Source organism: Streptacidiphilus sp. MAP5-3, assembly GCF_041262505.1.
In the GTDB taxonomy this organism is placed as follows: domain Bacteria; phylum Actinomycetota; class Actinomycetes; order Streptomycetales; family Streptomycetaceae; genus Streptacidiphilus.
Genome location: NZ_JBGCCL010000009.1, coordinates 62,262 through 84,625 on the forward strand (window position 1 = coordinate 62,262; position 22,364 = coordinate 84,625).

The window sequence follows — 22,364 nt, forward strand, 5'->3', positions numbered from 1 at the left end:
GCTTGTGCGGAGCTGTCCGTTCCGGGGTTTTTGTGAAGCCACAGTGAAAACCTGCAGGTCAACGCGGGGATCGTCCTGGCTGTCTGATATCCCTACCAACGGTTGCACATTGCTGACTTTGAGTTGTTAGGGATTGCCGCGTGAAGTCGATATTCTCCGAGGCCTTTCTCCGTCACGCGGAGTACCACGCCGCCTGGGGGACCGAGCAACTCGACGCGCTCGGGCGCGCGTTGCCTGCTGGCGGGGAGTGGACGGCGGACCTGGAGCAGCAGGTGTACCGGGCAGCGGGTCGCACCGTCCGCGTCGGACTGCTCGGCACCTTCGACGTCACCGGCCGCTCGTGGCTGTGGGCGTGGGCCAATCCCAGCCTCCGCGGCACGCCGGTCGTGGTGGCGAGCGAGCGGGTCGCCGAGTTCGGGAAGCGCAATCGCATCCCCGAGCTGCGGGAGGCGGGCGTGGACCTGTCCGGCTTCGACGATCCCCGCTGGGCCGCCGAGGCGCTGGCCTTCGTCGCGATGGGCGTCCTCAGCGCGCCCGGCTACATCGGCCAGTCGGCCGGCTCGGACACCCGGGTCTACTTCACTCCGGACGACCCGCAGATCCAGCTCGCCCCGCTGGACCCGATCGCCATGCCACGCTTCCTGATGACCGGCCAGACCCTCTTCAGCCGCTCCGCCCGCCAGGTCGTCCGGGGCTACTTCGCCCACCACGGCATCCGCGCCGAGAAGACCATCGACGGCACCCGCGCCCACCTGCCGGACGGCAGCACGGTCCAGGTCACCTTCGACCCCCTGGGCCGCATCGCGAACATCAGCGCGGGAGCGCGGACGAGCTGACCGTGCCGCGGGGGCAGGGTCAGGGTCGGGGTCAGGTCGGGGTCAGGTGAGGGATCGTCAGGACGCGTCAGTAGGCGACCGGCAGGGCGACCAGTCCGCGGGTGCGGATGGAGGGGCGGTGGCGGAGGTCGGCCGCCGGGACGGCGAGCGTGAGGTGGGGGAAGCGGGTCAGGAGAGCGTCGAGGGCGATCTCCGTCTCCAGGCGGGCCAGGGGTGCGCCGAGGCAGTAGTGGACGCCGTGACCCAGCGCGAGGTGGCCGGATGACGCGCGGTCGAGGGCAAGGCGGTCCGGCTCCGGGAAGCGGTCCGGGTCGCGGTTCGCGGAGGCGAGCGAGAGCAGGACGGTCTCCCCGGCCGGGATGGTGACGCCGTCGACGGTGACGTCCTCGACCGGGAAGCGCCGGATGGCGAGCGGCGCGGGAGCGTCGAAGCGCATCAGTTCCCCGACCGCCGCCCCCATCCGCTCCGGCTCCGCGCGGAGGGCGGCCAGTTCGTCCGGGTGGGCGAGGAGAGCAAGCACCGCGTTGCCGATGAGCTGGACGGTGTTCTCGTACCCGGCGAAGAGGATCAGGAAGGCGAGCGAGAGCAACTCGTCCTCGCTGAGACGCCGACCTTCGTCACGGTCCTCGTCCCTGGCCTCGATCATCGCGGACAGCAGGTCGTCGCCCGGGTGTTCGCGCTTGGTCGCGATGAGCCGGGTCAGGTAGCCGAGCATGCCCGCGATCGCGGTCCTGGCCTCGTTCGGGCGGGAGGGGTCGGGGGCGACGAGGGTGTCCGTCCAGCCGCGGAAGTCGCGGCGTTCCTCCGTGGGCACGCCGAGAAGCTCGCAGATCACCGTGATCGGCAGCGGCGCGGCGTAGGCGGCGACCAGGTCCACGGGGCCTTCGGCCGGGAAGGCGTCCAGCAGGGATTCGGCGGTGCGCCGGATCGGTAGCCGCAGTTGCTCGATGCGCTGTGGGGTGAACGCCTGGGACACCAGCCGGCGGATCCGGGTGTGGTCGGGGGCGTCCATGTTGAGCAGGTTGGCGTCCAGCGCGGCCGGGAGTGACAGGCCCTGGTAGTTGCCGGGCAGCGCGTGCCGCTTGTCCAGCGAGAGCCGGGGGTCGGCCAGCCCGCGGCGGACGTCCTCGTAGCGGGTGACCAGCCATGCGGGACGCCCGTCGGTCCCGGCGACCCGGTGGACCGGTCCGGCCTCCCGCAGGCGGGCGTACGCGACGTACGGGTCGGCGGCCAGTTGGGCGGCCAGTTGGGCGGCCGTTTCCTGGGCCGTTTCCTCGGCTGTTTCCTTGGCGTTCGTGGTGGCGTCAGAGCCGGAGAGTTCGGCGGGCGCGTGCGATGACATGGCCACAGGGTAGCCAGGCGCGGTGCCTCGTGATCAACGCCTGGAATCAGCCGAGTTGGGCGGAGTGGCACGGGCGGATCGGTGGCGACCGGGCATAGCGCCGCGCCTCTGGTTGGCTCGCCGGGGCCTCGACGCTGTGCCTGGTGGTCATCGGCTTCGGGCTCTCCATGGCCCCGTCCGCCATCGGTTGAGTCTGAACCACCTTCAGCTCGGGCCGGAACCTCGCGGGACGATGCGGCCCCCACCAGCGAAGACGCGGCAGGAGCGGCTGGTATAACGGCTCTCTCAAGACCCCGTCATGGAGACGGGGTCTTTGTAAGGAGCACAGATGCGCATTCGCATAGCGGCGCCGACCCTGGTCGGCGCGCTTGCGCTCGGCACGCTGGCGGTCCCGACCGCCGCGTCCGCCACCACCCCGTCGCCCGTGATCACCCACGCCTCGGCGACCACTCTCGTCCTGGGCCTGACCGGCAAGGCGTCCGAGGTCATCCGGATCAGCGCCACCGACCCGGACGGGATCGCGTCCGTCAAGGCCCTGCCGTGGCCGGACAACGCCGCCGCCGGCGGCGAATCGATCACCGCCGCCGATCTCGCCTCCAGCCCGGCGCTGCCGGTCGTCAGCCGCACCTCGACCGGCGAGACCGCCGGCATGACCGACACCGAGACGTACAACGTCAAGACGATGCAGATCCCCGACGCCATGGCGGGAATGGTCTTCGACATCGCGGTGCTCGTGAACGGCAAGGACGGCAGGACCACGTTCACGCCGAAGGCCGGCACTTTCACCATGTTCGCGCGCGCCGACGCCCTCACCGTCAAGCCCTCGGCCGCCACCGTGCGCAACGGCGCCTACCTGGCCGTCAAGGGCCAGCTCAACCGCGCTGACTGGGAGAAGTTCGCCTGGCGCGGATACGCCGGACGCTGGGTCGCCCTCCAGTTCCGCAGGGCCGGCTCCAGCACCTGGACCACCGTCCGCTGGGTCCGCACCAGCAGCACCGGCGCGCTCAGCACTTCGGTCCGCGACTCCCGCTCCGGCTCCTGGCGCTACGTGTACGGCGGCGACGCCACCAGCGGTGCGACGGTGTCAGCCTCTGCCTGGGTGACCGTCAAGTAGGAGCCCCTCGCCTCGGCGACGACGATTGAGCACCACGACGGCGGGTCCGTCTGACCCGCACGGGATCGATCGGTTGGACGGGTTGGTCCGCAGGTCCTCACGTACTGCGGACTGGCCCTTCGGCCCGACTCAGCGCTCCCGCCCGCGCGGCTGGAGCGGGTGGGTGGGGAGCGCCGGGGCCGGAGTGGACGCGCCCTCGTAGCCGAGGACGTGGCCGAAGCGGTCGCCGGTCGCCCAGTCCTGCCGGGCCGTGGCGATCTCGTCGTGGGTGCGGCCGACGAAGTTCCACCACATGACGAGCTTCTCGGCGAACGGCTCGCCGCCGAGCAGCAGGAACTGCGACTCCCCGTCCACAGCGCGCAGCGGCAGGTCACGGCGGCCGGTGCCGAGGTACAGCATCGAACCGGGGTCGAGGCGGACACCGTCGACCTCGGTGGTGCCGGACATGGTCAGCACGGCGTACTCGAAGTCCGGCTCGACGGGGAGCCGCAGCTCGGTGCCCTGATGGAGAGTCAGATCCGCCCCCATCAGGGGAGAGTGGACGGTGCCGGGGGAGGCAGCGCCGTCCAGCTCGCCGAGGATCACCGTCGCGTCCAGGCCGGGGACGCCGACCTGCGGCAGCTGCGCGTGGTGCTCGAATGCAGGGGCGGCGTGCCGGGCGCTGTCGGGCAGCGCGACCCACAGTTGTGCGCCGTGGAGCAGGCGGGGGTGGGGGACGGGGCTCTGCTCCGAGTGCGAGATGCCGCGTCCCGACGTCATCAGGCCGAGCTCACGCGGACGGATGGTCTGGACGTGGCCCGCGCTGTCGCGGTGCAGCACCTCGCCCGCGTGCAGCCAACTGACGGTCTGCAGGCCGATGTGCGGGTGCGGGGGGACCTGCATGCCGGGCTGGTCCGCGATGTTGTCGGGGCCGTAGTGGTCGACGAAGGCCCACGCTCCGACCATCCGTCGGCCGAGGGTGGGCAGTAGTCGGCGGACGACGGAGGAGTCCCCGAGCGTGAACTCCCGGGCGCTGAGCAGGTCCCGGACCGGGGCTCCGGGGACGTGCTCGCGTCCGCCGCGCTCGCGGAAGGCCGCCGCCGAGGGGTCGGGGGTGGTGTCAAGCACGCTCATGGCTGCACCTTGGTTTCTGGAGCTGCGGGCAGGGGGTGGTGGTCGGCCGCTGTGACGATCGGCGTGCCCTCGCGGACGGCCCGGGTGACGGGCGTGCGCTCGGCGATCTCCAGCAGCCGGGCGCGCTGCGCGTCGTCGAGCGGGCCGATCAGGTCGATGCGCCGGGTGATCCGGTTCGCGCCGTCCGGGCCCTTCTCGTAGGCGACGTGCACCCGGATGTCCTCCAGCGGCCAGGACTTGCGCTCGGCGTACATCCGCAGCGTGATCGCCGTGCAGGAGGCGACTGCGGAGATCAGCAGTCCGACGGGGGTCGGGCCGCTGTCGCCGCCGCCGTGGGAGGTCGGTTCGTCGACGGCGATCCGGTGTCGGCCGACGTGAAGGTCGACCCCGTAGTCGGTCGGCAGCCCGGTCGCGACCGCCGCGGCGGCGCGGACGTAGCCGTCAGCAGGCGGCGTCTCGCTCACAGGCCGAACCGCTCACGCTGCGTGGCGGGCACCAGGTCGACGTACTCAGGGTGCTTCTTGATCCACGCGCGGATGAAGGGGCAGTAGGGCAGGGCGGAGAGACCCTGCTCGCGCACGGCGTCCAGCGCGTTGCGGGCGAGCAGGCTGCCCAGGCCGTGTCCCTCGAAGCGCGGGTCGATCTCGGTGTGGATGAACGCGATCTCGTCGCGAAAGCGGTGGTACTGGGCGAATCCGGCGAGCTCGTCGCCCTCGAACACCTCGAAACGCGACTGCTCGGCGTTGTCCGTCACGCGCTGGTCCATGATTGGCCTCCCTGGCGGGTCTCCGTTGTGGATCAGCTTATAGTTGATGCATCAACTAGTGCAACTGGTGCACCTCGCGGAGCCTGTTAGCCAGCCGGGCGTCAGGCGAAGTGCCGCACCGTCTCCGGGGCGGCGGGCCGGTACGGCGACCAGGCGTCCGCGTCCGGTCGGCCGGTGGCGACGAAGGACGCAGCAGCTCGCGAGAAGGTGCGGCCGAGCGCGCGGACCGCGTCGGTGGGCTCGCCGAGCATCGGGCTGCCGGGGCGGGCGTAGGCGTCCAAGGTGTCGAAGAAGAAGGGGAGCTCGCCGCAGTGCGCCGCGCCCAGGTGGGCGGGGTCCGGCACCGGGGCGTAGTCGAACTGGTAGACGTACGCGGGGTTGCCGGTCGTGGCCTGATGGTCGGCGATGGCCAGGGTCCCGTCGCGGAACACGGTCTCGGTCACGACTGCGGTGACGACCTCGGCCGCCGTCGCGCCGGGACGCTGCGCGGCCATGCGGTCGAAACGCTCGCCGCCGTCGGCGATCTGCCGGGCCGCGACGGCGCGCGCCTGCTCGGTCGAGGCGGCTTGTATGCGCGGATCGAAGGAGAAGAAGGCCGTCATCTCGTCCCGCGTGGTCCCGGCCAGCAGCTGCTTGCCGTCGAGACGTCCGGCGGCCACGGCCTGCTCCCACGCCTGCGGCATCCCGAACCCGCCGAGGACGGGGTACATCGGCGGCGCGACGTCGCCGGGGCGGGCGAGGTCCTGGGCCAACTGTCCGTATGCCGCGAGCAGTTGCTGGACCGGAAGGGCTCGCAGGGCAGTGAGGACGTCCTGGCTGCCGTCCACCGCCAGGATCTTGAGCAAGCGTCGGGCGTGGTCCTCCGCGACCTCGGGGGCCTGCGGGGGGAGCCCGAATGGGCCGCTCTGGGTGATGAGCCGGCTGATCAGCGGGCCGGTGACCGGCGAGAGTCCGAGGTAGAGGGTCGAGAACGCTCCGGCGGACTGGCCGCCGACGGTCAGCCGGTCCGGATCCCCGCCGAAGGCGGCGACGTTCTCCCGCACCCAGGCGAGGACGGCGGCCTGGTCCCGCGTCCCGAGGTTGTCGCTGCCGAGCTCCGGAAGGTGCAGGTAACCCAGCGGGCCCACGCGGTAGTTGGCGGTGACGACGACGATCTCGCCGGCGGCGGCCAGCCTGCGGCCGTCGTACCAGTCCCACCCACCGGACCCGCTGGTGAACCCGCCGCCGTGGAACCAGACCAGCACCGGGAGTTCGGGCTTTGCGACGCCGTCGGCGGGCAGACGCGGGGTCCAGACGTTGAGCGTGAGCGAGCCGTCCTCGTCCCAGTCGGGGGCGCGCACCCCCATGACCAGCTCCAGACGCGAGGGCCCCTGCGGCACGGCCGGTCCGGGGCGGGAGGCGTCCCGCGCCCCGGACCAGGTCGGGTGCGGCGCGGGGGCGGCAAAGCGCAGCTCCCCCACGGGGGAGGCCGCATACGGGATTCCCCGGAACGCGGCGACGCCGTCCTCCCTCGTCCCCAGGACGCTCCCCGAACCGGTGCCCACGACCGGGCGTTCCGTCGCGATCATCGCTGCCACCTTCCCTTTCCTGTTCCGTTTCCTGTGTCGTCTCCTGCCTGACGACTCCGTTCTATCGCTGGGCGGCGGAAACCAGCGAGAACTGCCCCTCGGACTTCCCGATGTGCGCCACAAGTCATCAACTTCTGACGGAAGTGGGACAGTGGGACGCATGAGGCAGGCACTGGACGAGACGGACCGGCGGATCGCCGCCGTGCTGATGGCGTCGCCCCGGGCGTCGTGGCGTACGGTCGCCCGTGTGCTCGGGATCTCCGAGCGCACGGTGGTGCGCCGGGCGACGCCGCTGCTGCACGACGGAACGCTGCGCCCGACGGCGGTGCGCAACCCGGCCCGCTTTCCGGGACTGATCCCGATGGCGCTGCGGATCCGCTGTCGCCCGAGCCGGATCCGGACGCTCGCCGCAGCGCTCGCGCGGCGCGAGGACACCGTGTGGGTCGACATCCTTGGCGGCGGCGACGAGATCAGCAGCGTCCTCTTCCTCGACGGCCCCCAGGCCCGCACCTCGCTGCTGCTGCGCGACCTGCCCGCCACGGCCGCCGTGCAGTCCTGGGACGCCTGCGACCTGCTGAAGGTCTTTCCGGCGGGGTTTGCGTGGAGCGCGGGACTGCTGCCGCAGGACCAGTTCGACGCCCTCGCCCCGTTCGCGCACGAGCCCGCCGCCGCCCCCGAACTCCAGCCGCTGGACCAGGAGTTGGTCGAGCAGCTGACGGCGGACGCGCGCGCCGGTCACAGCGAGCTGGCCGACCGGCTGGGGACCTCGGCGTCGACCGTGCGGCGTCGGCTGGACCTGCTGCTCTCCGCACACATGGTGCGGCTGGCCTGCGAGGTCGACCTGGGGCTGCTCGGCGTCGGCAGCGAGGCGCTGCTGTGGATCTCCACTGGCCCCGGCAGCCTGGAGGAGACCGGCCTGGCGCTGAGCCGTCACCCCCAGGTGCGGTTCGCCGCGGCGACGACCGGGTCGGCGAACCTGCTGGTGGCGGTGGCGGCCCACGACCTCGGCGGGCTCTACGACTTCCTGACCGGGACGGTCGGATCGCTGGGCGACATCAGGGGATTGGAGGTGACGCCGATCCTCAGCACGGTCAAGCGGACCGGCTTGCTTCGCCCGTCCGAGAGCTGATCCACCGTCAGGCGCTCACAGCGGGAGCGGGCGGGACTCGACGACGTTCGCCATGACGAGCGTGGAGCTGAGGCGCTGGACCCCGGGCAGGGTGGCCAACCGCTCGTCGTAGAGCTGTCGGTAGGCGGCCAGGTCGTGGGTGACGATGCGCAGCAGGAAGTCCGGGTCGCCGAACAGCCGTTGCGCCTGGACGACGTAGGGGATGCCGGCCACCTCCCGTTCGAAGGCGGCGACGGTCTCGCGGTCCTCGTAGCGCATGGTGACGAAGACCAGCGCCTCGAAGCTCAGCCCGAGGGCTCCGGCGTCGAGCTGGGCGTGGTAGCCGGTGATCGCGCCGGAACGCTCCAGGGCGCGCAGCCGGCGGTGGCAGGGGGAGACGCTGAGCCGGACCCGCTCGGCGAGCTCGGTGAGCGTCAGCCGCCCGTCGCGCTGCAGCTCGGCAAGAATATTCCGATCGACGTCATCCATGGAGAAGATTCTTCCACTCGGTGGCGGGATCGGGGAAAAGATTGGAAGCACCTTTCGGACATATCCGCCTAGCCTTCCCTTAAGCGGTCAGCAAGAGCGGCCAGCAGGCCAGCAAGAGCGGTCGAGGTGTCACGAGCCCGACCGAGAGGGTGAGTGGAAGCAATGGCGATCAGCGCTCTGGCCGCGTTCTGGGTGGTCTCGTTCCTGCTGGTGCTGGTTCCCGGTGCGGACTGGGCCTATGCGATCGCCGCCGGACTCCGGGAGCGGACCGTGCTGCCCGCCGTCGGCGGACTGCTGGCGGGCTATGTGGTGCTGACTGCCGTGGTCGCGGCCGGAGTTGCCGCGTTGGTGGCACGCACGTCGGTGGTGCTGACCGTCATCACGCTCGTCGGTGCGGCGTACCTGGTCCGGCTCGGCGTGGGCACGGTGCTTCAGCCTTCCACTCCCCGGGTGGCGGAGGGCGCGCCCGAAGGTCCGGGGGCCGAGTCGTGGCTGCGGCAGGCGGTCCGGGGTGCGGGCATCAGTGGGCTGAACCCCAAGGCGATGCTGCTCTTCGTCGCCCTGCTGCCGCAGTTCGCCGCGCGCGGCGTCGGCTGGCCGTTCGCGGCGCAGATAGCCGTGCTGGGGTTGGTGCACACGGCCAACTGCGCTGTCGTCTACGCGGGCGTGGGCACCACGGCGCGCCGGGTGCTGCGGGCCCGGCCGACGACCGCCGCGCTGGTGTCGCGCTGCTCGGGCGTGGCGATGATCGTGCTCGGCGGGCTGTTGCTGGCGGAGCGCCTGGTCCACTGACCGGAAGTAAGGATGCAGGCAAGAACCTGATAATCGTTTCCAAGAACACCTGGACAGCCTTATTGAACATGATTATCTTTTCTTGCGTCGGCGGGGCTCCGCCAGTCGCTGCCCCGGTGTGCGGCGGTGACTTCCAGTTGACGTGAGAGCAGGGGATGGGCATGTTCAAGTGGTCGCGCGGTGCGCGAGTGGCCGTGGGTGCGCTGGTGGCGAGTACGGCGCTGCTGGCCTCGGGTTGTTCAAGCTCGGCCAACAGCGGTGGGTCTGCGTCCAGCACCGACTCCTCAGGCTCCGGCATCGGCTCCGGCACCGGGACGAAGATCGTCGCCGTCGGCGCCGAGAACGAGTACGCGGACGTGATCGGCCAGATCGGCGGCCAGTACGTCTCGGCCACCGGCATCATGAGCAACCCGGCCACCGACCCGCACACCTTCGAGGCGGACCCCAAGGTCGCGCAGACCGTCAGCGCCGCCCAGCTGATCGTGCAGAACGGTGTCGGCTACGACGACTTCATGAGCAAGATCGAGCAGGCGTCCGGTAGTTCGAGCCGCAAGGTGATCAACGTCCAGCAGTTGCTGGGCCTTCCGGACTCCACCCCCAACCCGCACCTCTGGTACAAGCCGTCGACGATGCCGGTGGTGGCCAAGGCCATAGCTGACGACCTGTCGGCGATCGACCCGGCCCACAAGTCCTCCTTCGAGGCCAACGCCACCACCTTCGACGCCTCCCTCAACTCCTGGACCCAGGCGCTCGCCAAGGTGAAGGCCGCCTACCCGGGCGCGGCCGTGGCGACGACCGAGCCGGTCGCCGACTACCTGCTGGACGCGGCGGGCATCAAGAACCTCACCCCGTGGGCGTTCCAGGCGGACGTGATGAACGGCACCGACCCGTCCCCGCAGGACGTGGCGGCCGAGAAGGCGCTCTTCACCGGCCACAAGGTCAAGGCCTTCGTCTACAACCAGCAGGTCACCGACTCGCTGACGCAGGAGCTGGCCGGGCTGGCCAAGCAGAACAACATCCCGATCGTGGGCGTCTACGAGACCATGCCCACGCCCGGCTACACCTACCAGACCTGGATGAACGCCGAGGTCACCGCGCTCGGCAACGCGCTCGGCCACGGCCAGTCGGCGCCGATCCTGTGATGAGCGGGTCGACGAGCGGCGAAACAAGCGAGCACGGAGCCGTCCTCGACATCGAGGGCGTCTCGGTGTGGCGCGGCGGACGCCAGATCCTCGACGAGATCGGGTTCGCTCTGGAGCCGGGCGAGTTCACCGGCCTGATCGGCTCCAACGGGGCCGGGAAGACGACGATCCTGCGCGTCGTCATGGGTCTGCTCGCGCCGACTCAGGGGCGGGTCCTGGTCGAGGGCAAACCGCTGACGCGCCGTCACCGGTCCGTCGGCTACGTCCCGCAGAAGCTGCTGATCGACCCGGACGCCCCGGTCCGGGCACGCGACCTGGTCGGGCTCGGGCTGGACGGCCACCGCGTCGGCTGGCGGATGCCGTCGCGGGAGCGGCAGCGCCGCACCGAGGAGATGCTGGAGGCCGTCGACGCGAGCCGGTTCGCCGACGCGCGGGTGGGCGAACTGTCCGGCGGCGAGCAGCAGCGGGTGCTGATCGCGCACGCGCTGGTCGGCCGCCCGCGGCTGCTGCTGGCCGACGAGCCACTGGCCAACCTCGACATCCGCAGCGGCCAGGAGATCGTGGACCTGCTCGCGCGCATCGCCGCCGAGCAGCAGATCGCCGTGCTGCTCTCCGCCCACGACATGAACCCGCTGCTGCCGGTGATGGACCGCGTCGTCTACGTCGCGGGCGGCCGGGTGGCGGCGGGGACGACGGACGAGGTGGTCCGCACCGAGGTGCTCAGCCGCCTCTACGGACACCCCGTCAACGTCCTGCATGTCGACGGCCGAGTGCTGGTGGTCTCCGGCTCCCACGTCACCGTGGACGCGGGTGCGGTCATGGACACGGGTGCGGGCATGGACACGGGCATGGACACGGGCGCGGGCATGGACGTGGGCGTGGATGCGTCCGTGGCGGCAGCGGAAAGGCGGTGAGCGGATCGTGGAAGCACTCTGGCACGCGCTCTTCGCCCCCGGTTTCTTCACCAGCCAGCCCGTGCGCCAGGCCGTCCTGGTCGGGGGAGTGGTCCCGATCGTCGCGGGCGCGGTCGGCGTCTTCACCGTGCTGCGCGGGCAGTCCTTCGCCGGGCACTCGCTGAGTGCGCTCGGCACGCTCGGTGGCTCCGGGGCCTTCCTGCTCGGGATCACCCCGCTGTGGGGCATCCTCACCTGCGGGTTCGCCGTCGCCGGGGTGATGGAGCTGGCCGGCACGCAGCGGCGGCGCGGACGTGACGTCGCGACAGGGCTGGTGCTCAGCACCGCACTCGGCGTCTCGGCGCTGCTGCTCTACCTGGTGACCATGTCCGGCAGTACCACCGGGGTGACCGTGACGTTGCTCTTCGGGTCGCTCTTCGCGCTCAGCGGGATCACCGTGCCCGCGATGACGCTTCTCGCGCTGGTCTGCCTGGCGGTGCTCGCGCTGCTCTACCGGCCCCTGCTGCTGAGCTCCGTCAGTCCGGAACTGGCTGCGGCGCGCGGCGTCCGGGTCCGGTGGCTCGGCCTGGCCTTCCTGCTGCTGCTCGCCCTGGCCGCCGCGCTGTGCAGCGTGGCGGTGGGCACGATCCTCAGCACCGCGCTGCTGATCGGACCGGCCGCCACCGCCCTGCGGCTGACCCGGCGTCCGGCGCGGGCGATGGTGCTGGCGGGGCTGGTCGGGGTGGTCTCCACCTGGATCGGCGTCGTCCTGGCCTACGACAGCTACCTCTGGCCGCCCGCCGGGAAGGGCTGGCCGGTCAGCTTCTTCGTGGTCGCGGTCATCCTGCTCTGCTACCTGCTCGCCGGATTCGCCCCCGCGGCACGGCGCGGCTCCGGCCGCGCCGGGCCCACAGGCCGCGCCGGTGAGCAACCGTCCTCCGGGCCACGAGAGCCCCTGACTCCGGCGAGGCTGCGCTGAGATGTTCGCGGACGCTGGGATGTTTGCAAACTACATGCTCAACGCTTGGGAGGTGGCGACGATCGTCGCCGTCGTCGCCCCGCTCGTCGGCTTCTACGTCGTCCTGCGCGGCTCCTCCTTCGTCGCCCACGCGGTGCCGGAGGCCGCCTTCGCCGGCGCGGCCGGAGCGAGCCTGCTCGGCCTGAACACCCTGTTCGGGTTGGGGATCTTCGCCCTCGGTGCCTCGCTCGGCATCGGGGCGTTCGGTCGGCGCGGTCGTCACGACGTGGTGACCGCACTGGCCATGGTGCTGATGCTCGGGATGGGCTCGCTCTTCCTGAGCTGGAGCTCGGAGTACGCGCCCGAGATCTACTCGCTGCTCTTCGGCGAAGTGCTGGGCGTCAGCAGCAACGAGATCGGCATCACCGCCGTGCTCGGCGCGATCTCGCTCGCGGCGCTGGCGCTGCTGCACCGTCCGCTGCTGCTCACCTCGTTGATGCCGGAGGTGGCCGAGGCGCGCGGCGTGCGCGGGCACCGGGTGGAGATGGCCTTTCTCGCCGTCGTCGCCCTGGCCACGACCGCCGCCGTGCCGGTGGTGGGTGCGCTGCTGATGTTCAGTCTGATGGTCGGCCCGCCCGCCGCGGCACGCTGCCTGGTCAAAAACCCGCTGGGGACGACGGCGCTGTCGGTGGCCATCGCGCTGGCCGTGGTGTGGGGTGCGATCGCCGCGTCCTACCAGACCGACTGGCCGATCGGCTTCTTCGTGACCGGATTCGCCTTCGCCGCCTACGTCGTGGCCCAGCTCGGACGCCGGCTCGGCACGGTGCGGCGACGTTTCGTCCGCGCGGGGGCGGGCGCGAACCCGGCCGTGACGGCGGGTGGTGTCGCGTGACGAACGGGGCCGCTGAGCGGGGGACGGCGCGGGGAGCCGGACGGCGGGGGCAGGACAGACTGCCCCAGCCGGAGGCCGTCGCGCTGCTCGGGCGGCCCACCCAGCAGCGGGTCCAGGTGCTGCGCGCGCTGATGGCGTGCACCGACTTCGTCAGCGCCCAGGACCTGCACGCGGCCCTGCACGCCTCGGGCTCCACGGTGGGCCTGAGCACCATCTACCGGACGCTCACCGCCCTGGTCGGCACCGGCCGCGCCGACCTGGTGCGGGACACCAACGGCGAGCGACTGTTCCGCTACCGCCCGGACGCCGAGCACCGGCACTACCTGATCTGCCGCGAGTGCGGCCTCAGCCTGCCGCTCGACTCGCGCCCGGTGGAGACCTGGGCGTCGGAGGTCGCCGAGCAGTCGGGGTTCGTCGGCGTGGACCACACCGTGGAGCTCTCCGGGACCTGCGCGTCGTGCGCTTCCAGATGATGACGCTGAGTCAGTTATTGGTGGTGCTCGGCTCGTTGGCGTGCCTGATCGCGTCCAGGACGATGTGCGCGATGTGCTCGTCCACCAGCGAGTAGACGACCTCGCGGGAGCGCCGTCGGGCGCTGACGATCCCGGAGGCGCGCAGCAGGCGCAGGTGCTGGGAGACCAGCGGCTGACTCACCTGCAGGACGTCGACCAGCTCCCCGACATGGCGGCTGCCCGACGAGAGCTCGCGGACGATCCCGAGCCGGACCGGTGACGCCAGAACGCGCAGCAGTTCGCTCGCCGCGTTGAGGTCGGCGTTCGGATCTGCCTGCGGAACTGCGCTCGGGTCGGAGGGCTCAGGGGCTCGGGTCGCCATATGCATACCTTAGGACATGGGAATGACTCCCATTCCCGTCTCAAATGCCCCAATTCGCCGGGCGGTCGGAGCTGAGCAGCTCCTGCCGCCCGGCGTTTTGCAGTGGTCGTCCGTCAGTGGTCGTCCCAGTGGCCCTCGTGGCTGGCGTGGCGGTGGCCGTCGTGGACGTAGTCGACGTGGTCGCCGTGCGGGACGGCCACGTGGCCGCAGCCGTCGCCGTGCTGGTGGGTGTGCTCGGCGTGGGCGACGTGCCCGGCGGTGGCGCACTCGTCGACATGGCCCTCGTGGGCGCGGTGCAGGTGGTTGTCGTGCGCGTAGTCGACGTGGTCGCCGTGCGGGACGGCGACATGGCCGCAGCCGTCGCCGTGGACGTGCGGATGGTCCTGGTGCGTGGGGTGGGTCGTGGGTGCGGACATCGGTCTCCCTCTCGGGTGCGGATGGCATGACGACATGACCTGCGGGCGCGCAGCGGCCCGGCGGCGTGCGCCGGCTGCTCTCGCATCCAGGATTCATCATATAGCGATGTCTGCATGTGTTGGGTGGATTTGCGGGCGGCTCACGCCGGGCAACTTTGTGACGCTCCGTCATAGTGAAATGGAAGTCGTTTTCATCTAGGCTGACCTCCAGAAGCCCCTCGCGAACGGAGACTTCACCATGCCGTCCTCCGGCGTCCCCCTCTCGGGCCTGCTGCGCCGTCAGTCGCCCGAGCACACCGCCCGGGTCAACGCCATCAAGGGCCAGACCCGGCGCGAGCTCGACCTCGACGACGGCGACACCGTCGTCGTCCGCCAACTCGACTGCACCGAACCGGGATGCCCGCCGGTCGAGACCGTCGTCGCGGTCCTGGGCGCCGGCGGCGCCAGCCGCCGGTGGACCCTGCACCACCCCGTCACCGAGATCACCCCGCAGCGGCTGGCCGAGGCCCTCGCCACCAGCCCTGCCACCAACGCCCCCTGAGGAGCCCCGCATGACCACTGACTCCACCAGCGCCGAACTCCCCGAAGAGCGGGACGTCGTGGACACCCGCGTCCCCGTCACCGTGCTCACCGGCTTTCTCGGCTCCGGCAAGACCACGCTGCTCAACCGCATCCTCACCGAGCAGCACGGGTTGCGGATCGCTGTCATCGAGAACGAGTTCGGCGAGGTCGGGATCGACGACGCCTTGGTGGTGGACGCCGAGGAAGAGATCTTCGAGATGAACAACGGCTGCATCTGCTGCACCGTGCGCGGGGACCTGATCCGCATCCTCGGCGCGCTGATGCGACGGCGGGAGCGCTTCGACCGCATCGTCATCGAGACCACCGGCCTGGCCGATCCCGCGCCGGTCGCGCAGACCTTCTTCATGGACGACGAGATCGCCTCCCAGCTGCGTCTGGACGCCATCGTCACCCTCGTCGACGCGGCCCACATCGGCGCGCACCTGGACGAGGTCAAGCCGGAGGGCGTGGAGAACGAGTCAGTCGAGCAGATCGCCTTCGCCGACCGGATCGTGCTCAACAAGACCGACCTGGTGGACGAGTCCGAGATTGCCGAGGTCGTCTCCCGGATCCGGGCGGTCAACGCCCTGGCCGAGATCCTCCCGGCCCGGCAGGCGGACGTGGAGCTGGCCAAGGTCCTCGACGTGCACGCCTTCGACCTCGACCGGGTCCTGGAGACCGACCCGCAGTTCTTGATCGACACCGAGCACCAGCACGACACCACCGTCACCTCGGTCGGCATCGACGTGGAGGGAGAGGTGGACGAGGACCGCCTCAACGCCTGGCTCGGCACGCTGCTGCGCGAGCGCGGTGTGGACATCTTCCGCTCCAAGGGCATCCTGGCCCTGGCCGGAAACCCCCGCCAGTACGTCTTCCAGGGCGTCCACATGCTGCTCGACGGCGAGTCGGGCCGTGAGTGGGAGGCCGGCGAGGAGCGCCGCAACCGGCTGGTCTTCATCGGCCGCAACCTCGACCGCGACGAGCTCGACGCCGGCTTCGCGGCCTGCCTGGTCAACGCGCCCGCACTCAAGTCCCGTGCGGCGGTGAGCGCATGAGCATCGCCGCCGCCCTGGACGTCGACACGGCGTGGGAGACCGTGGTCGACGACGCGCCCGTGGCCGTGCACGCGGCGGCAGGGCTCGTCGCCGTCGCGGGTGCGGACGGCACCTGCTGGGTGCTGACCGGCTCGACCGGAGAGCTGGTGGGCACGGTCACCCTGCCCGGCGGCATCCTCGCCGCCCAACTCTCCCCGGATGCGGAGCATCTGGCCCTGGCCGGTCCCTTCGGGCACGCGCTGTGGAAGCGGGCGACCGACACCACCGTGATCGCGAAGACCGGCGCCTGGTCCGGGGCCGTGCGCTGGGCGGGACCGGACAAGGTCGCGATCGCCTCCGGCCGCCGCGCGGTGGTCCTGGCCCCTGACGGCCGGGAGTTGTGGGCCATCGAGCCCGCGCCCAGTACCGTCACCGACCTGGTCTGGTACCGCGAGGGCCGCCGCCTGGCCACCGCCGCCTACAACGGCGTGCGCTGCTACGAGCGCCACAGCGCCAGGCCCGTCGTGGAGTACCCGTACCTCGGCTCGCACCTCGCGCTCGCCGTCGCCCCCACCGGACGCTGGATCTGCAGTGGCAACCAGGACGCCTCGATCCACATCTGGCGCACCCGGGACGGCGGCGACCTGACGATGAGCGGGTATCCCGACAAGATCGCCCGGATCGCCTTCGACGACACCGGCTACTGGTTCGCCTCCGACGGCGCGCCCGACATCACCGTCTGGGACTTCTCCGGCAGCGGCCCCGAGGGCACCCGTCCCCGTACGCTGCGCGCGCACGAGACCGTCACCGCCCTGGCGTGGCGTCCCGGCGGGGCCGGGATCCTGGCAAGCGCGGGCGCGGAGGGCACGTTGGCGCTGTGGCGGGCCACCTCCGGGAGCGCCGGGGCGCGCCTCCACCCGGCCCACGCCCGCGAACTCGACCAGGCCGTCACCGCCTTGACCTGGGCCGGTTCCGACCTGCTCGTCACGGCCGACTGGCAGGGCCGCGTCCAGGCGAGCCGACTGCCGCAGGCGCTGCCGAGGTGAGCCGTCGCAGCAGCGGTGGGGCGAGCGTCCGCGCGGCGGGCCGCCCCTGCACGGTGACGGTCTGTCGGGGCTGCTGCTGCGGCAGCCCGAAGCGTGGGGCCGACGCCGTCGCGGCGGCCCGCGAGCAGGCGGAGCTGCTGCGCGCCGCCGCGGGCGAGGGGGACGCCCGGTTCGAGTTGCGCGTCTCCGACTGCCTCGGACCGTGCGACCACGCGGACGTCGTCGTGGTCCAGCCCTCCACGGCCGGACGGCTGCGCGGCGGCCGACCGGTCTGGATCGGCTGGAGCACCGCGCAGGGCTGCACCGACGACCTGCTGGCCTGGGTCGCCGCCGGTGGCCCGGGACTCGCGCCGCTGCCGCCCGCGTTGGAGCTGCAGACCTTCCGGCCCCCGCGCGCGGGTCTGCCGGGTCGCCGCGAGTCAGCGACCGCCCGACTCCGCTCCGGCGCGACGCCACGCGGCATCGCGCAGCAGGCGTAGGCCGTTGAGGCCGACGATGACGGTGGAGCCCTCGTGCCCGAGGACGCCCAGCGGCAGCGGCAGGTGCCCAGCCAGGTCCCAGACGACCAGGCCGGTGATGAACACCGAGGCGACGACCAGGTTCTGCACCACCAGCCGGCGCGCCCGGCGCGAGAGCCCCACCACCGTGGGGAGGGTGGCGAGTTCGTCGCGGACGACGACGGCGTCGGCGGTCTCCAAAGCCAGGTCGGAACCGGCGCGGCCCATGGCGATTCCGGTGTGGGCGGCGGCCAGCGCCGGGGCGTCGTTGACGCCGTCGCCGACGACCATGGTGCGGCGGCCCGCCCGCTCCTGCTCGGTCACGGCCGCGACCTTGTCCTGCGGCAGCAGCCCGGCACGCACGTCGGTGATGCCGACCTCGGCCGCGAGCCGTGCGGCGGCACGGGGGTTGTCGCCGGTGAGCAGGATCGGGGCCTGCCCGGTCAGCGCCGTCAGCCGGGTGACGGTCGCGGTGGCGTCGGCGCGCAGGCGGTCGGCGATCCCGAGCAGGCCGACGGGCGTGCCGTCGCGCAGCACGAGCACGGCGGTACGACCGCTGTCCTCCAACTCGCGGACGGTCTCACGGACCCTCCCACGGACCGTGCTCGTGACGTCGACGTCGTCCTGCTCGCCGAGCAGCCGCGCGGGGGTGCCGACGGTGATCGTCCGGCCGTCGACGAGCGCGGTCACGCCGACGCCGGGGGTGGAGCTGAACTCCTCGGCGGCCGGGAGGGTCAGGCCACGGGTGCGGGCCGCGTCGACGACCGCGCGGGCCAGCGGGTGCTCGCTGGGGTGCTCGGCGGCGGCAGCGAGGGAGAGGAGTTGACTGTCCGTCAGTTCACTGCCGTCGAGCGGGCGGAGCTCGGTGACGCGTGGCGTGCCCTCGGTCAGCGTGCCGGTCTTGTCCAGCGCGACGGCCTGGACCTGACCCAACTGCTCCATCACCACGGCCGACTTGACCAGCACGCCGTGGCGTCCCGCGTTGGCGATCGCGGACAGCAGCGGCGGCATCGTGGCCAGCACCACGGCGCAGGGCGAGGCGACGATCATGAACGTCATGGCCCGCAGCAGCGCGCCCGACAGGGCCGCGCCGAAGGCCAGCGGGACGGCGAAGACGAGCAGGGTCGCCGTCACCATGCCGAGGGAGTACCGCTGTTCGACCTTCTCGATGAACAACTGCGTGGGCGCCTTGGTCTCCGAGGCCTGCTCGACCATGGCGACGATCCGGGCGACGACGGAGTCGGACGCGTCCCGCTCGACCCGCACCCGCAGCGCGCCGGTGCCGTTCAGCGTCCCGGCGAAGACCTCGTCGCCGACCTGCTTGGCGACCGGGAGCGGCTCGCCGGTGATGGTGGCCTGGTCGACCTCGCTCGCCCCGTCCAGCACCCGGCCGTCCGCGCCGATCCGCTCGCCGGGGCGGACGAGGATCACCTGACCGACGGTCAGTGCCTCGGTGGCGACGGACTCCTCCGTACCGTCGTCGAGGAGGCGGGTCGCCGTGGTCGGGGCCAGGTCGAGCAGCCCGCGCACGGAGTCGGCGGTGCGGGCGGTGGCCAGCGCCTCCAGCGCGCCGGAGGTGGCGAAGATGACGATCAGCAGCGCCCCGTCGAGCACCTGCCCGATCGCGGCGGCGCCGAGGGCGGCCACGATCATCAGCAGGTCGACGTCGAGCGTCTTCTCACGCAGCGCGGTCAGCCCCGCCCAGCCCGGCTCCCAGCCGCCCGCCGCGTAGCAGAGGGCGTAGAGCGGACCCCAGGCCCAGGCGGAGACGTGGGTCAGTTGGAGCGGCAGCGCCAGCGCGAAGAACGCCAGCGCGGCCAGCGCCCAGCGCGCCTCGGCGAGCGCGAGCACGCGCGTCCGCCGTCTCGGCGCGACCGCGACGGCGGCGGGCGCGGTGGGACGTTCGAGCAGGGTGGTCGACATCTGGCGTACTTCCTGGGAGAGGGCAGCCAAGCGGAGGAGCAGGCTTCGGCACAGACCACTATAAGGGAACGATTGAATGAGTGTTCACGCGTTCTCGGTAGTATTGACGCATGGGCCATGGGATGAACCGCATCAGCAGCAGCGCGCGTGAACGCCTCGACGCCGTCGGCGCGACCGCCGTCGCCACCACGCTCCAGGCCCTGGCCACCCCGTCACGGCTGCTGATCCTGGCCCAGCTCCAGGAGGGCCCCTGCGCGGCCAGCGACCTTGCCGACGCCGTGGGGATGGAACGTTCGGCCTGCTCGCACCAGTTGCGCCTGCTGCGCAACCTCGGTCTGGTCAACGCCGAGCGCCGTGGCCGTTCCATCGTCTACTCGCTCTACGACAACCACGTCGCCGACCTGCTCGACCAGGCCCTCGGCCACGTCGAGCACCTGCGCGGCCCCGCCGACCGTCCCGGCGACGGCGACTTCGAGGACGAGGCGGAGCTCGACACCGTCCGCTGAGAGGCCGTTCCGGTGCGCCTTTGCCGCCCGCGTCGGTCGTCCGTCGACGGGAGCGGCGGGCGGGCGGACGATGGAGGGGTCGCGGGGGCCGGACGGAACCACCAGGAGCGGGCGATGGGCACCACCACGTTGGAGGACGTACGCGCGCTGGGCACGCTGATCGCTGACGCGGTCCTCGACGACGACCTGATGCGCGGTGCGCGCACCGACGCCACCGTCACCCAGATCGGACGGATCGTGGTGGGCGTCGACGACCGGGAGTACGTCATCACCATCCGGCCCACCCCGCCGACCGTCGCCGACGAGGGCGTCCCGGACGACGTCCCCCGCTATGCCGAGGGCGACGTGCTGGTGGACAAGAGCGCGCCGGAGCGGCGCCTGGAGGTGCTGTGCGTGGGGGAGGAGGCGTACTTCGTCCGCCGCCTCGGCACCGCACCCGGCGGGCCCGACGGGTGCGACGGGTCCGACGGGGGTGAGCCGATGGAGTCGGCGTGGGCGTTCGAGACGGTGGAGTCGGCGACGGTGCGCGCAGGGGCGAACCTCTGACGCCGCCGCCCGCGTGTGGCGGTGGCGGTCAGCCCTGGACCTGACGGGCGGCGAGGGGTTCGGACGAGTGGTCCGGGAGCCAGCGGTCGGCCTCCCCGGCCTCCCGCCGCTGGGCGCTCGTCCACGCGGCGGCGCGGGCGGCGTTCTGCTGCGCGCGCCGGTTGAGCCCGCGGGGTTCGAGAGCTGCCAGTCCACGCACGGTGTGCCGGCCGATCGTCCGCACCAGGTCCCAGGTCCCGGTCAGGGTGAACACGGGTCTTCCTCTCACTGCCGCTCGCGCAGTAGCTCTCACGACGACGACGTGCCGCCGGTCCGACAGATGGCCGACGCGGAGGGCAGCCTGCTCGACCCTATGCGCTGACACGCCTGTCGGCCCGCCGACGGTTCCGTGGTTGGTCCGAACGAGGCCTTCACACGCTGCGCTGGGACGCGGTACGCAGCAGGCCGCAAAGGTGCTCCAGGGCCTCCGGGGAGGTGAGCGCCTCGGCGGTCACGGTGTTGGCGTCGAGGACCGAGCCGTCCGGGGCCGTGAGGCGGTGGTGATGGAGTGCGTCGAGCCTGCGGTACCCGTGGGTGAGGAGCTCGTGGACGACCGCGCCGGTCGCGGCGACCCCCGGGCGCAGCGCCTCGTCCGGATCGCCCACGACGGTCACGTCGGACTCTGCGACGAGGGTCCGGGTGAGCTCTCGCCGTCCGTCACCGGTGGAGAGCAGCTCCAGCACGTCGACGGCGGTGGCGGGACGCTTCAGCACCGTCGCCGCAGCCTCGATGACAGGCTCGGTGGCGGCTTCCTGCCCGTAGACCTTCGCCGGATCGACGTTCTCCCACTCGACCAGCTTGGGGGCCGCGTTTCCGGAGAGGAAAGACTTGGCGTATGCCCGAGCCAAGGATCGCTCCAGGGTGGGAGGGACGGTGATCAGCACCGGCACGGCGGCGTCGGCCGGCTCCTGCTCTGCCAGGTGTGCGAACTCGCCGTCCAGGGACGGGTGGAGGCGGCGCAGGTCCTCGGCGACGGCGCTGACGAACGACTGCCGGTCCTCCGGCAGGACGTAGCCGGCCTCGCGGCATTCCAGCCAGCCGCTGAACAGCATGCGCGGGACACGGCGGCGCCTGACGATCAGGTGGCGGTAGACGGAGGCGAACTCGTCGAACGAAATGAGCGTTCGTCCCGACGCCAGCATCGCTTCGGCCGCACGCAGCCGGGATCCGGCGGACTGGACGGCAGCCTGCTCGGCGCGCTCCTCGATGTCTGCGGCGAACTGCGCGGTGCGGTCCAGGAAGGCTGTGGCCCGGCGGATCAGGCGGGAGTCCCGCCCGGCCTCGACCAGGGCCGGGACGCCGGAGAACTGAAGCCGTTTGTGCAGCACCGCGAGGGCGGCGGCGGGGTTGGGCTCGGCCGTCGCGGCGAGACCGCGTGCCAACTCGATGCGCAACTCGTCAGCGGAGAGCGTGGCGAGCAGCGGAAGTCCTGCCTGGACCACCACCGTTCGGCGGGGGAACCGGTGCGCCGTCACCCTGATGACGGGATGTCCGACGATGCTCACCGCCGAGGGCACCGGCAGCCCGTTCTCACGCGCGGCCCGGGTGGCGATCTCGACCAGCTCCGGACAGTGCTTCCGCGCGCGGGGCTGTCGCTCGGCCGCCCGGCCGGAGGCCCAGACCAGTACGAGGACCCCGGCCAACGCGGGCAGGACGAAGTACAGCGGCGCCACACTCCAGTGCGCGCGCGACTCCGCCGCCAGGACCTGGAACGAAAGCACGGCGGCGCACATCAGCCCGAACACGACGGGTCCGAGGCGCCAGGCGCGGAGCCGAGCCCACAGCAGGTCACGGGAGGAGAGCCCACCAGCGGGCCGCGGTATGTGCATGGCTGACGGTTGTACACCCGGGGCAGGCGCTCCGCCAGGGTCCTCAACCCGACGTGTTCGGCGGCGTTAAGCCACTGATAAAATCCGACCATGGTGTGCCGGGAAGTCTGGTCGGCTCGG

General features: G+C 71.8%; 26 protein-coding genes. 15 read left to right on the forward strand and 11 right to left on the reverse strand.

Annotated elements, in window-relative coordinates:
• The first annotated feature begins 140 nt into the window (after nucleotides 1–140).
• On the forward strand, nucleotides 141–836 hold the full coding sequence (locus ABH928_RS16170; RefSeq protein ID WP_370066773.1) for a DUF6882 domain-containing protein: 696 nt from the start codon (nucleotides 141–143) through the stop codon (nucleotides 834–836).
• Between the two features lie 67 nt (nucleotides 837–903).
• Here ABH928_RS16170 and ABH928_RS16175 read toward each other — a convergent pair whose 3' ends face one another.
• Complete coding sequence (locus tag ABH928_RS16175) at nucleotides 904–2,178, reverse strand: cytochrome P450 (RefSeq protein ID WP_370066775.1); 1,275 nt, start codon at nucleotides 2,176–2,178, stop codon at nucleotides 904–906.
• Between the two features lie 328 nt (nucleotides 2,179–2,506).
• On the opposite strand from ABH928_RS16175, the gene ABH928_RS16180 reads away from it, so the two are divergent.
• Entirely contained in the window at nucleotides 2,507–3,292 is a 786-nt protein-coding gene (locus ABH928_RS16180) for a hypothetical protein (RefSeq protein WP_370066777.1), read from the forward strand.
• A 129-nt stretch (nucleotides 3,293–3,421) separates the two neighbouring features.
• Here the strand turns inward: ABH928_RS16180 and ABH928_RS16185 are convergent, their stop codons facing one another.
• From ABH928_RS16185 to ABH928_RS16200, 4 genes are all read right to left on the reverse strand, one after another.
• A complete protein-coding gene (locus ABH928_RS16185) occupies nucleotides 3,422–4,405 on the reverse strand; it encodes a pirin family protein (RefSeq protein ID WP_370066779.1) in 984 nt (327 codons plus the stop codon).
• Nucleotides 4,402–4,869, reverse strand: coding sequence for an OsmC family protein (locus ABH928_RS16190; RefSeq protein WP_370066781.1), 468 nt, complete (start codon nucleotides 4,867–4,869; stop codon nucleotides 4,402–4,404). Before ABH928_RS16190 ends, ABH928_RS16185 begins: the two co-directional genes overlap by 4 nt.
• Nucleotides 4,866–5,171, reverse strand: a complete 306-nt coding sequence (locus ABH928_RS16195; RefSeq protein WP_370066783.1) for a GNAT family N-acetyltransferase — start codon at nucleotides 5,169–5,171, stop codon at nucleotides 4,866–4,868. The genes ABH928_RS16190 and ABH928_RS16195 overlap by 4 nt, the downstream gene beginning before the upstream one ends.
• Nucleotides 5,172–5,272: 101 nt before the next feature.
• Complete coding sequence (locus ABH928_RS16200) at nucleotides 5,273–6,739, reverse strand: carboxylesterase/lipase family protein (protein ID WP_370066785.1); 1,467 nt, start codon at nucleotides 6,737–6,739, stop codon at nucleotides 5,273–5,275.
• A 160-nt stretch (nucleotides 6,740–6,899) separates the two neighbouring features.
• Between ABH928_RS16200 and ABH928_RS16205 the strand changes: the two genes are divergently transcribed.
• Nucleotides 6,900–7,868 (forward strand): Lrp/AsnC family transcriptional regulator, encoded by a 969-nt coding sequence (locus ABH928_RS16205; RefSeq protein WP_370066787.1) that lies wholly within the window; start codon nucleotides 6,900–6,902, stop codon nucleotides 7,866–7,868.
• A 15-nt stretch (nucleotides 7,869–7,883) separates the two neighbouring features.
• Here the strand turns inward: ABH928_RS16205 and ABH928_RS16210 are convergent, their stop codons facing one another.
• The gene (locus ABH928_RS16210) at nucleotides 7,884–8,336 is read right to left on the reverse strand and encodes an Lrp/AsnC family transcriptional regulator (RefSeq protein ID WP_370066789.1); all 453 of its coding nucleotides are present in this window, start codon (nucleotides 8,334–8,336) and stop codon (nucleotides 7,884–7,886) included.
• A 162-nt stretch (nucleotides 8,337–8,498) separates the two neighbouring features.
• Between ABH928_RS16210 and ABH928_RS16215 the strand changes: the two genes are divergently transcribed.
• From ABH928_RS16215 to ABH928_RS16240, 6 genes are all read left to right on the forward strand, one after another.
• Complete coding sequence (locus ABH928_RS16215; protein ID WP_370066791.1) at nucleotides 8,499–9,128, forward strand: LysE family translocator; 630 nt, start codon at nucleotides 8,499–8,501, stop codon at nucleotides 9,126–9,128.
• A gap of 161 nt (nucleotides 9,129–9,289) precedes the next feature.
• Complete coding sequence (locus ABH928_RS16220) at nucleotides 9,290–10,270, forward strand: metal ABC transporter solute-binding protein, Zn/Mn family (protein WP_370066794.1); 981 nt, start codon at nucleotides 9,290–9,292, stop codon at nucleotides 10,268–10,270.
• Nucleotides 10,270–11,184 carry a metal ABC transporter ATP-binding protein gene (locus ABH928_RS16225; RefSeq protein WP_370066796.1) on the forward strand — a complete coding sequence of 305 codons (915 nt, stop codon included), beginning with the start codon at nucleotides 10,270–10,272 and terminating at the stop codon, nucleotides 11,182–11,184. The genes ABH928_RS16220 and ABH928_RS16225 overlap by 1 nt, the downstream gene beginning before the upstream one ends.
• 7 nt (nucleotides 11,185–11,191) lie before the next feature.
• Nucleotides 11,192–12,142 (forward strand): metal ABC transporter permease, encoded by a 951-nt coding sequence (locus ABH928_RS16230; RefSeq protein WP_370066798.1) that lies wholly within the window; start codon nucleotides 11,192–11,194, stop codon nucleotides 12,140–12,142.
• 34 nt (nucleotides 12,143–12,176) lie between these two features.
• Nucleotides 12,177–13,013, forward strand: a complete 837-nt coding sequence (locus ABH928_RS16235) for a metal ABC transporter permease (RefSeq protein ID WP_370066800.1) — start codon at nucleotides 12,177–12,179, stop codon at nucleotides 13,011–13,013.
• Nucleotides 13,010–13,486, forward strand: coding sequence for a Fur family transcriptional regulator (locus ABH928_RS16240; RefSeq protein WP_370066802.1), 477 nt, complete (start codon nucleotides 13,010–13,012; stop codon nucleotides 13,484–13,486). Before ABH928_RS16235 ends, ABH928_RS16240 begins: the two co-directional genes overlap by 4 nt.
• Nucleotides 13,487–13,496: 10 nt before the next feature.
• Here the strand turns inward: ABH928_RS16240 and ABH928_RS16245 are convergent, their stop codons facing one another.
• Nucleotides 13,497–13,847, reverse strand: coding sequence for an ArsR/SmtB family transcription factor (locus tag ABH928_RS16245; protein ID WP_370066804.1), 351 nt, complete (start codon nucleotides 13,845–13,847; stop codon nucleotides 13,497–13,499).
• A gap of 113 nt (nucleotides 13,848–13,960) precedes the next feature.
• Nucleotides 13,961–14,263 carry a hypothetical protein gene (locus ABH928_RS16250; protein ID WP_370066806.1) on the reverse strand — a complete coding sequence of 101 codons (303 nt, stop codon included), beginning with the start codon at nucleotides 14,261–14,263 and terminating at the stop codon, nucleotides 13,961–13,963.
• Between the two features lie 238 nt (nucleotides 14,264–14,501).
• Between ABH928_RS16250 and ABH928_RS16255 the strand changes: the two genes are divergently transcribed.
• Genes ABH928_RS16255 through ABH928_RS16270 form a run of 4 tightly spaced genes read left to right on the forward strand, consistent with a single transcriptional unit; the run spans nucleotide 14,502 to nucleotide 17,383 of the window.
• The gene (locus ABH928_RS16255) at nucleotides 14,502–14,804 is read left to right on the forward strand and encodes a hypothetical protein (protein WP_370066808.1); all 303 of its coding nucleotides are present in this window, start codon (nucleotides 14,502–14,504) and stop codon (nucleotides 14,802–14,804) included.
• A gap of 10 nt (nucleotides 14,805–14,814) precedes the next feature.
• Complete coding sequence (locus ABH928_RS16260) at nucleotides 14,815–15,879, forward strand: GTP-binding protein (protein ID WP_370066810.1); 1,065 nt, start codon at nucleotides 14,815–14,817, stop codon at nucleotides 15,877–15,879.
• On the forward strand, nucleotides 15,876–16,904 hold the full coding sequence (locus ABH928_RS16265) for a WD40 repeat domain-containing protein (RefSeq protein ID WP_370066812.1): 1,029 nt from the start codon (nucleotides 15,876–15,878) through the stop codon (nucleotides 16,902–16,904). The genes ABH928_RS16260 and ABH928_RS16265 overlap by 4 nt, the downstream gene beginning before the upstream one ends.
• Complete coding sequence (locus ABH928_RS16270) at nucleotides 16,901–17,383, forward strand: (2Fe-2S) ferredoxin domain-containing protein (protein ID WP_370066814.1); 483 nt, start codon at nucleotides 16,901–16,903, stop codon at nucleotides 17,381–17,383. Before ABH928_RS16265 ends, ABH928_RS16270 begins: the two co-directional genes overlap by 4 nt.
• Here the strand turns inward: ABH928_RS16270 and ABH928_RS16275 are convergent.
• Nucleotides 17,324–19,324, reverse strand: a complete 2,001-nt coding sequence (locus tag ABH928_RS16275; protein ID WP_370066816.1) for a heavy metal translocating P-type ATPase — start codon at nucleotides 19,322–19,324, stop codon at nucleotides 17,324–17,326. The two genes, ABH928_RS16270 and ABH928_RS16275, sit on opposite strands and share 60 nt — an antisense overlap.
• A 110-nt stretch (nucleotides 19,325–19,434) precedes the next feature.
• Between ABH928_RS16275 and ABH928_RS16280 the strand changes: the two genes are divergently transcribed.
• Entirely contained in the window at nucleotides 19,435–19,830 is a 396-nt protein-coding gene (locus ABH928_RS16280) for an ArsR/SmtB family transcription factor (protein ID WP_370066818.1), read from the forward strand.
• Nucleotides 19,831–19,944: 114 nt separating this feature from the next.
• Nucleotides 19,945–20,376, forward strand: coding sequence for a hypothetical protein (locus tag ABH928_RS16285; RefSeq protein ID WP_370066820.1), 432 nt, complete (start codon nucleotides 19,945–19,947; stop codon nucleotides 20,374–20,376).
• A gap of 28 nt (nucleotides 20,377–20,404) precedes the next feature.
• Here the strand turns inward: ABH928_RS16285 and ABH928_RS16290 are convergent, their stop codons facing one another.
• Together ABH928_RS16290 and ABH928_RS16295 are read right to left on the reverse strand one after the other, a co-directional pair.
• Nucleotides 20,405–20,629: a hypothetical protein gene (locus ABH928_RS16290; RefSeq protein ID WP_370066822.1), complete on the reverse strand. Its 225-nt coding sequence runs from the start codon at nucleotides 20,627–20,629 to the stop codon at nucleotides 20,405–20,407.
• A 157-nt stretch (nucleotides 20,630–20,786) separates the two neighbouring features.
• Entirely contained in the window at nucleotides 20,787–22,244 is a 1,458-nt protein-coding gene (locus ABH928_RS16295) for a hypothetical protein (protein WP_370066824.1), read from the reverse strand.
• Nucleotides 22,245–22,364 lie beyond the last annotated feature (120 nt).

Excerpts from the sequence above, each read along its gene's own strand:
- ABH928_RS16175 (WP_370066775.1), bottom strand. The coding sequence starts at position 2,178 with ATGTCATCGCACGCGCCCGCCGAACTCTCCGGCTCTGACGCCACCACG.
- ABH928_RS16180 (WP_370066777.1), top strand. The coding sequence starts at position 2,507 with ATGCGCATTCGCATAGCGGCGCCGACCCTGGTCGGCGCGCTTGCGCTC.
- ABH928_RS16185 (WP_370066779.1), bottom strand. The coding sequence starts at position 4,405 with ATGAGCGTGCTTGACACCACCCCCGACCCCTCGGCGGCGGCCTTCCGC.
- ABH928_RS16195 (WP_370066783.1), bottom strand. The coding sequence starts at position 5,171 with ATGGACCAGCGCGTGACGGACAACGCCGAGCAGTCGCGTTTCGAGGTG.
- ABH928_RS16200 (WP_370066785.1), bottom strand. The coding sequence starts at position 6,739 with ATGATCGCGACGGAACGCCCGGTCGTGGGCACCGGTTCGGGGAGCGTC.
- ABH928_RS16205 (WP_370066787.1), top strand. The coding sequence starts at position 6,900 with ATGAGGCAGGCACTGGACGAGACGGACCGGCGGATCGCCGCCGTGCTG.
- ABH928_RS16210 (WP_370066789.1), bottom strand. The coding sequence starts at position 8,336 with ATGGATGACGTCGATCGGAATATTCTTGCCGAGCTGCAGCGCGACGGG.
- ABH928_RS16215 (WP_370066791.1), top strand. The coding sequence starts at position 8,499 with ATGGCGATCAGCGCTCTGGCCGCGTTCTGGGTGGTCTCGTTCCTGCTG.
- ABH928_RS16220 (WP_370066794.1), top strand. The coding sequence starts at position 9,290 with ATGTTCAAGTGGTCGCGCGGTGCGCGAGTGGCCGTGGGTGCGCTGGTG.
- ABH928_RS16225 (WP_370066796.1), top strand. The coding sequence starts at position 10,270 with ATGAGCGGGTCGACGAGCGGCGAAACAAGCGAGCACGGAGCCGTCCTC.
- ABH928_RS16235 (WP_370066800.1), top strand. The coding sequence starts at position 12,177 with ATGCTCAACGCTTGGGAGGTGGCGACGATCGTCGCCGTCGTCGCCCCG.
- ABH928_RS16245 (WP_370066804.1), bottom strand. The coding sequence starts at position 13,847 with ATGGCGACCCGAGCCCCTGAGCCCTCCGACCCGAGCGCAGTTCCGCAG.
- ABH928_RS16250 (WP_370066806.1), bottom strand. The coding sequence starts at position 14,263 with ATGTCCGCACCCACGACCCACCCCACGCACCAGGACCATCCGCACGTC.
- ABH928_RS16255 (WP_370066808.1), top strand. The coding sequence starts at position 14,502 with ATGCCGTCCTCCGGCGTCCCCCTCTCGGGCCTGCTGCGCCGTCAGTCG.
- ABH928_RS16260 (WP_370066810.1), top strand. The coding sequence starts at position 14,815 with ATGACCACTGACTCCACCAGCGCCGAACTCCCCGAAGAGCGGGACGTC.
- ABH928_RS16265 (WP_370066812.1), top strand. The coding sequence starts at position 15,876 with ATGAGCATCGCCGCCGCCCTGGACGTCGACACGGCGTGGGAGACCGTG.
- ABH928_RS16275 (WP_370066816.1), bottom strand. The coding sequence starts at position 19,324 with ATGTCGACCACCCTGCTCGAACGTCCCACCGCGCCCGCCGCCGTCGCG.
- ABH928_RS16280 (WP_370066818.1), top strand. The coding sequence starts at position 19,435 with ATGGGCCATGGGATGAACCGCATCAGCAGCAGCGCGCGTGAACGCCTC.
- ABH928_RS16285 (WP_370066820.1), top strand. The coding sequence starts at position 19,945 with ATGGGCACCACCACGTTGGAGGACGTACGCGCGCTGGGCACGCTGATC.
- ABH928_RS16295 (WP_370066824.1), bottom strand. The coding sequence starts at position 22,244 with ATGCACATACCGCGGCCCGCTGGTGGGCTCTCCTCCCGTGACCTGCTG.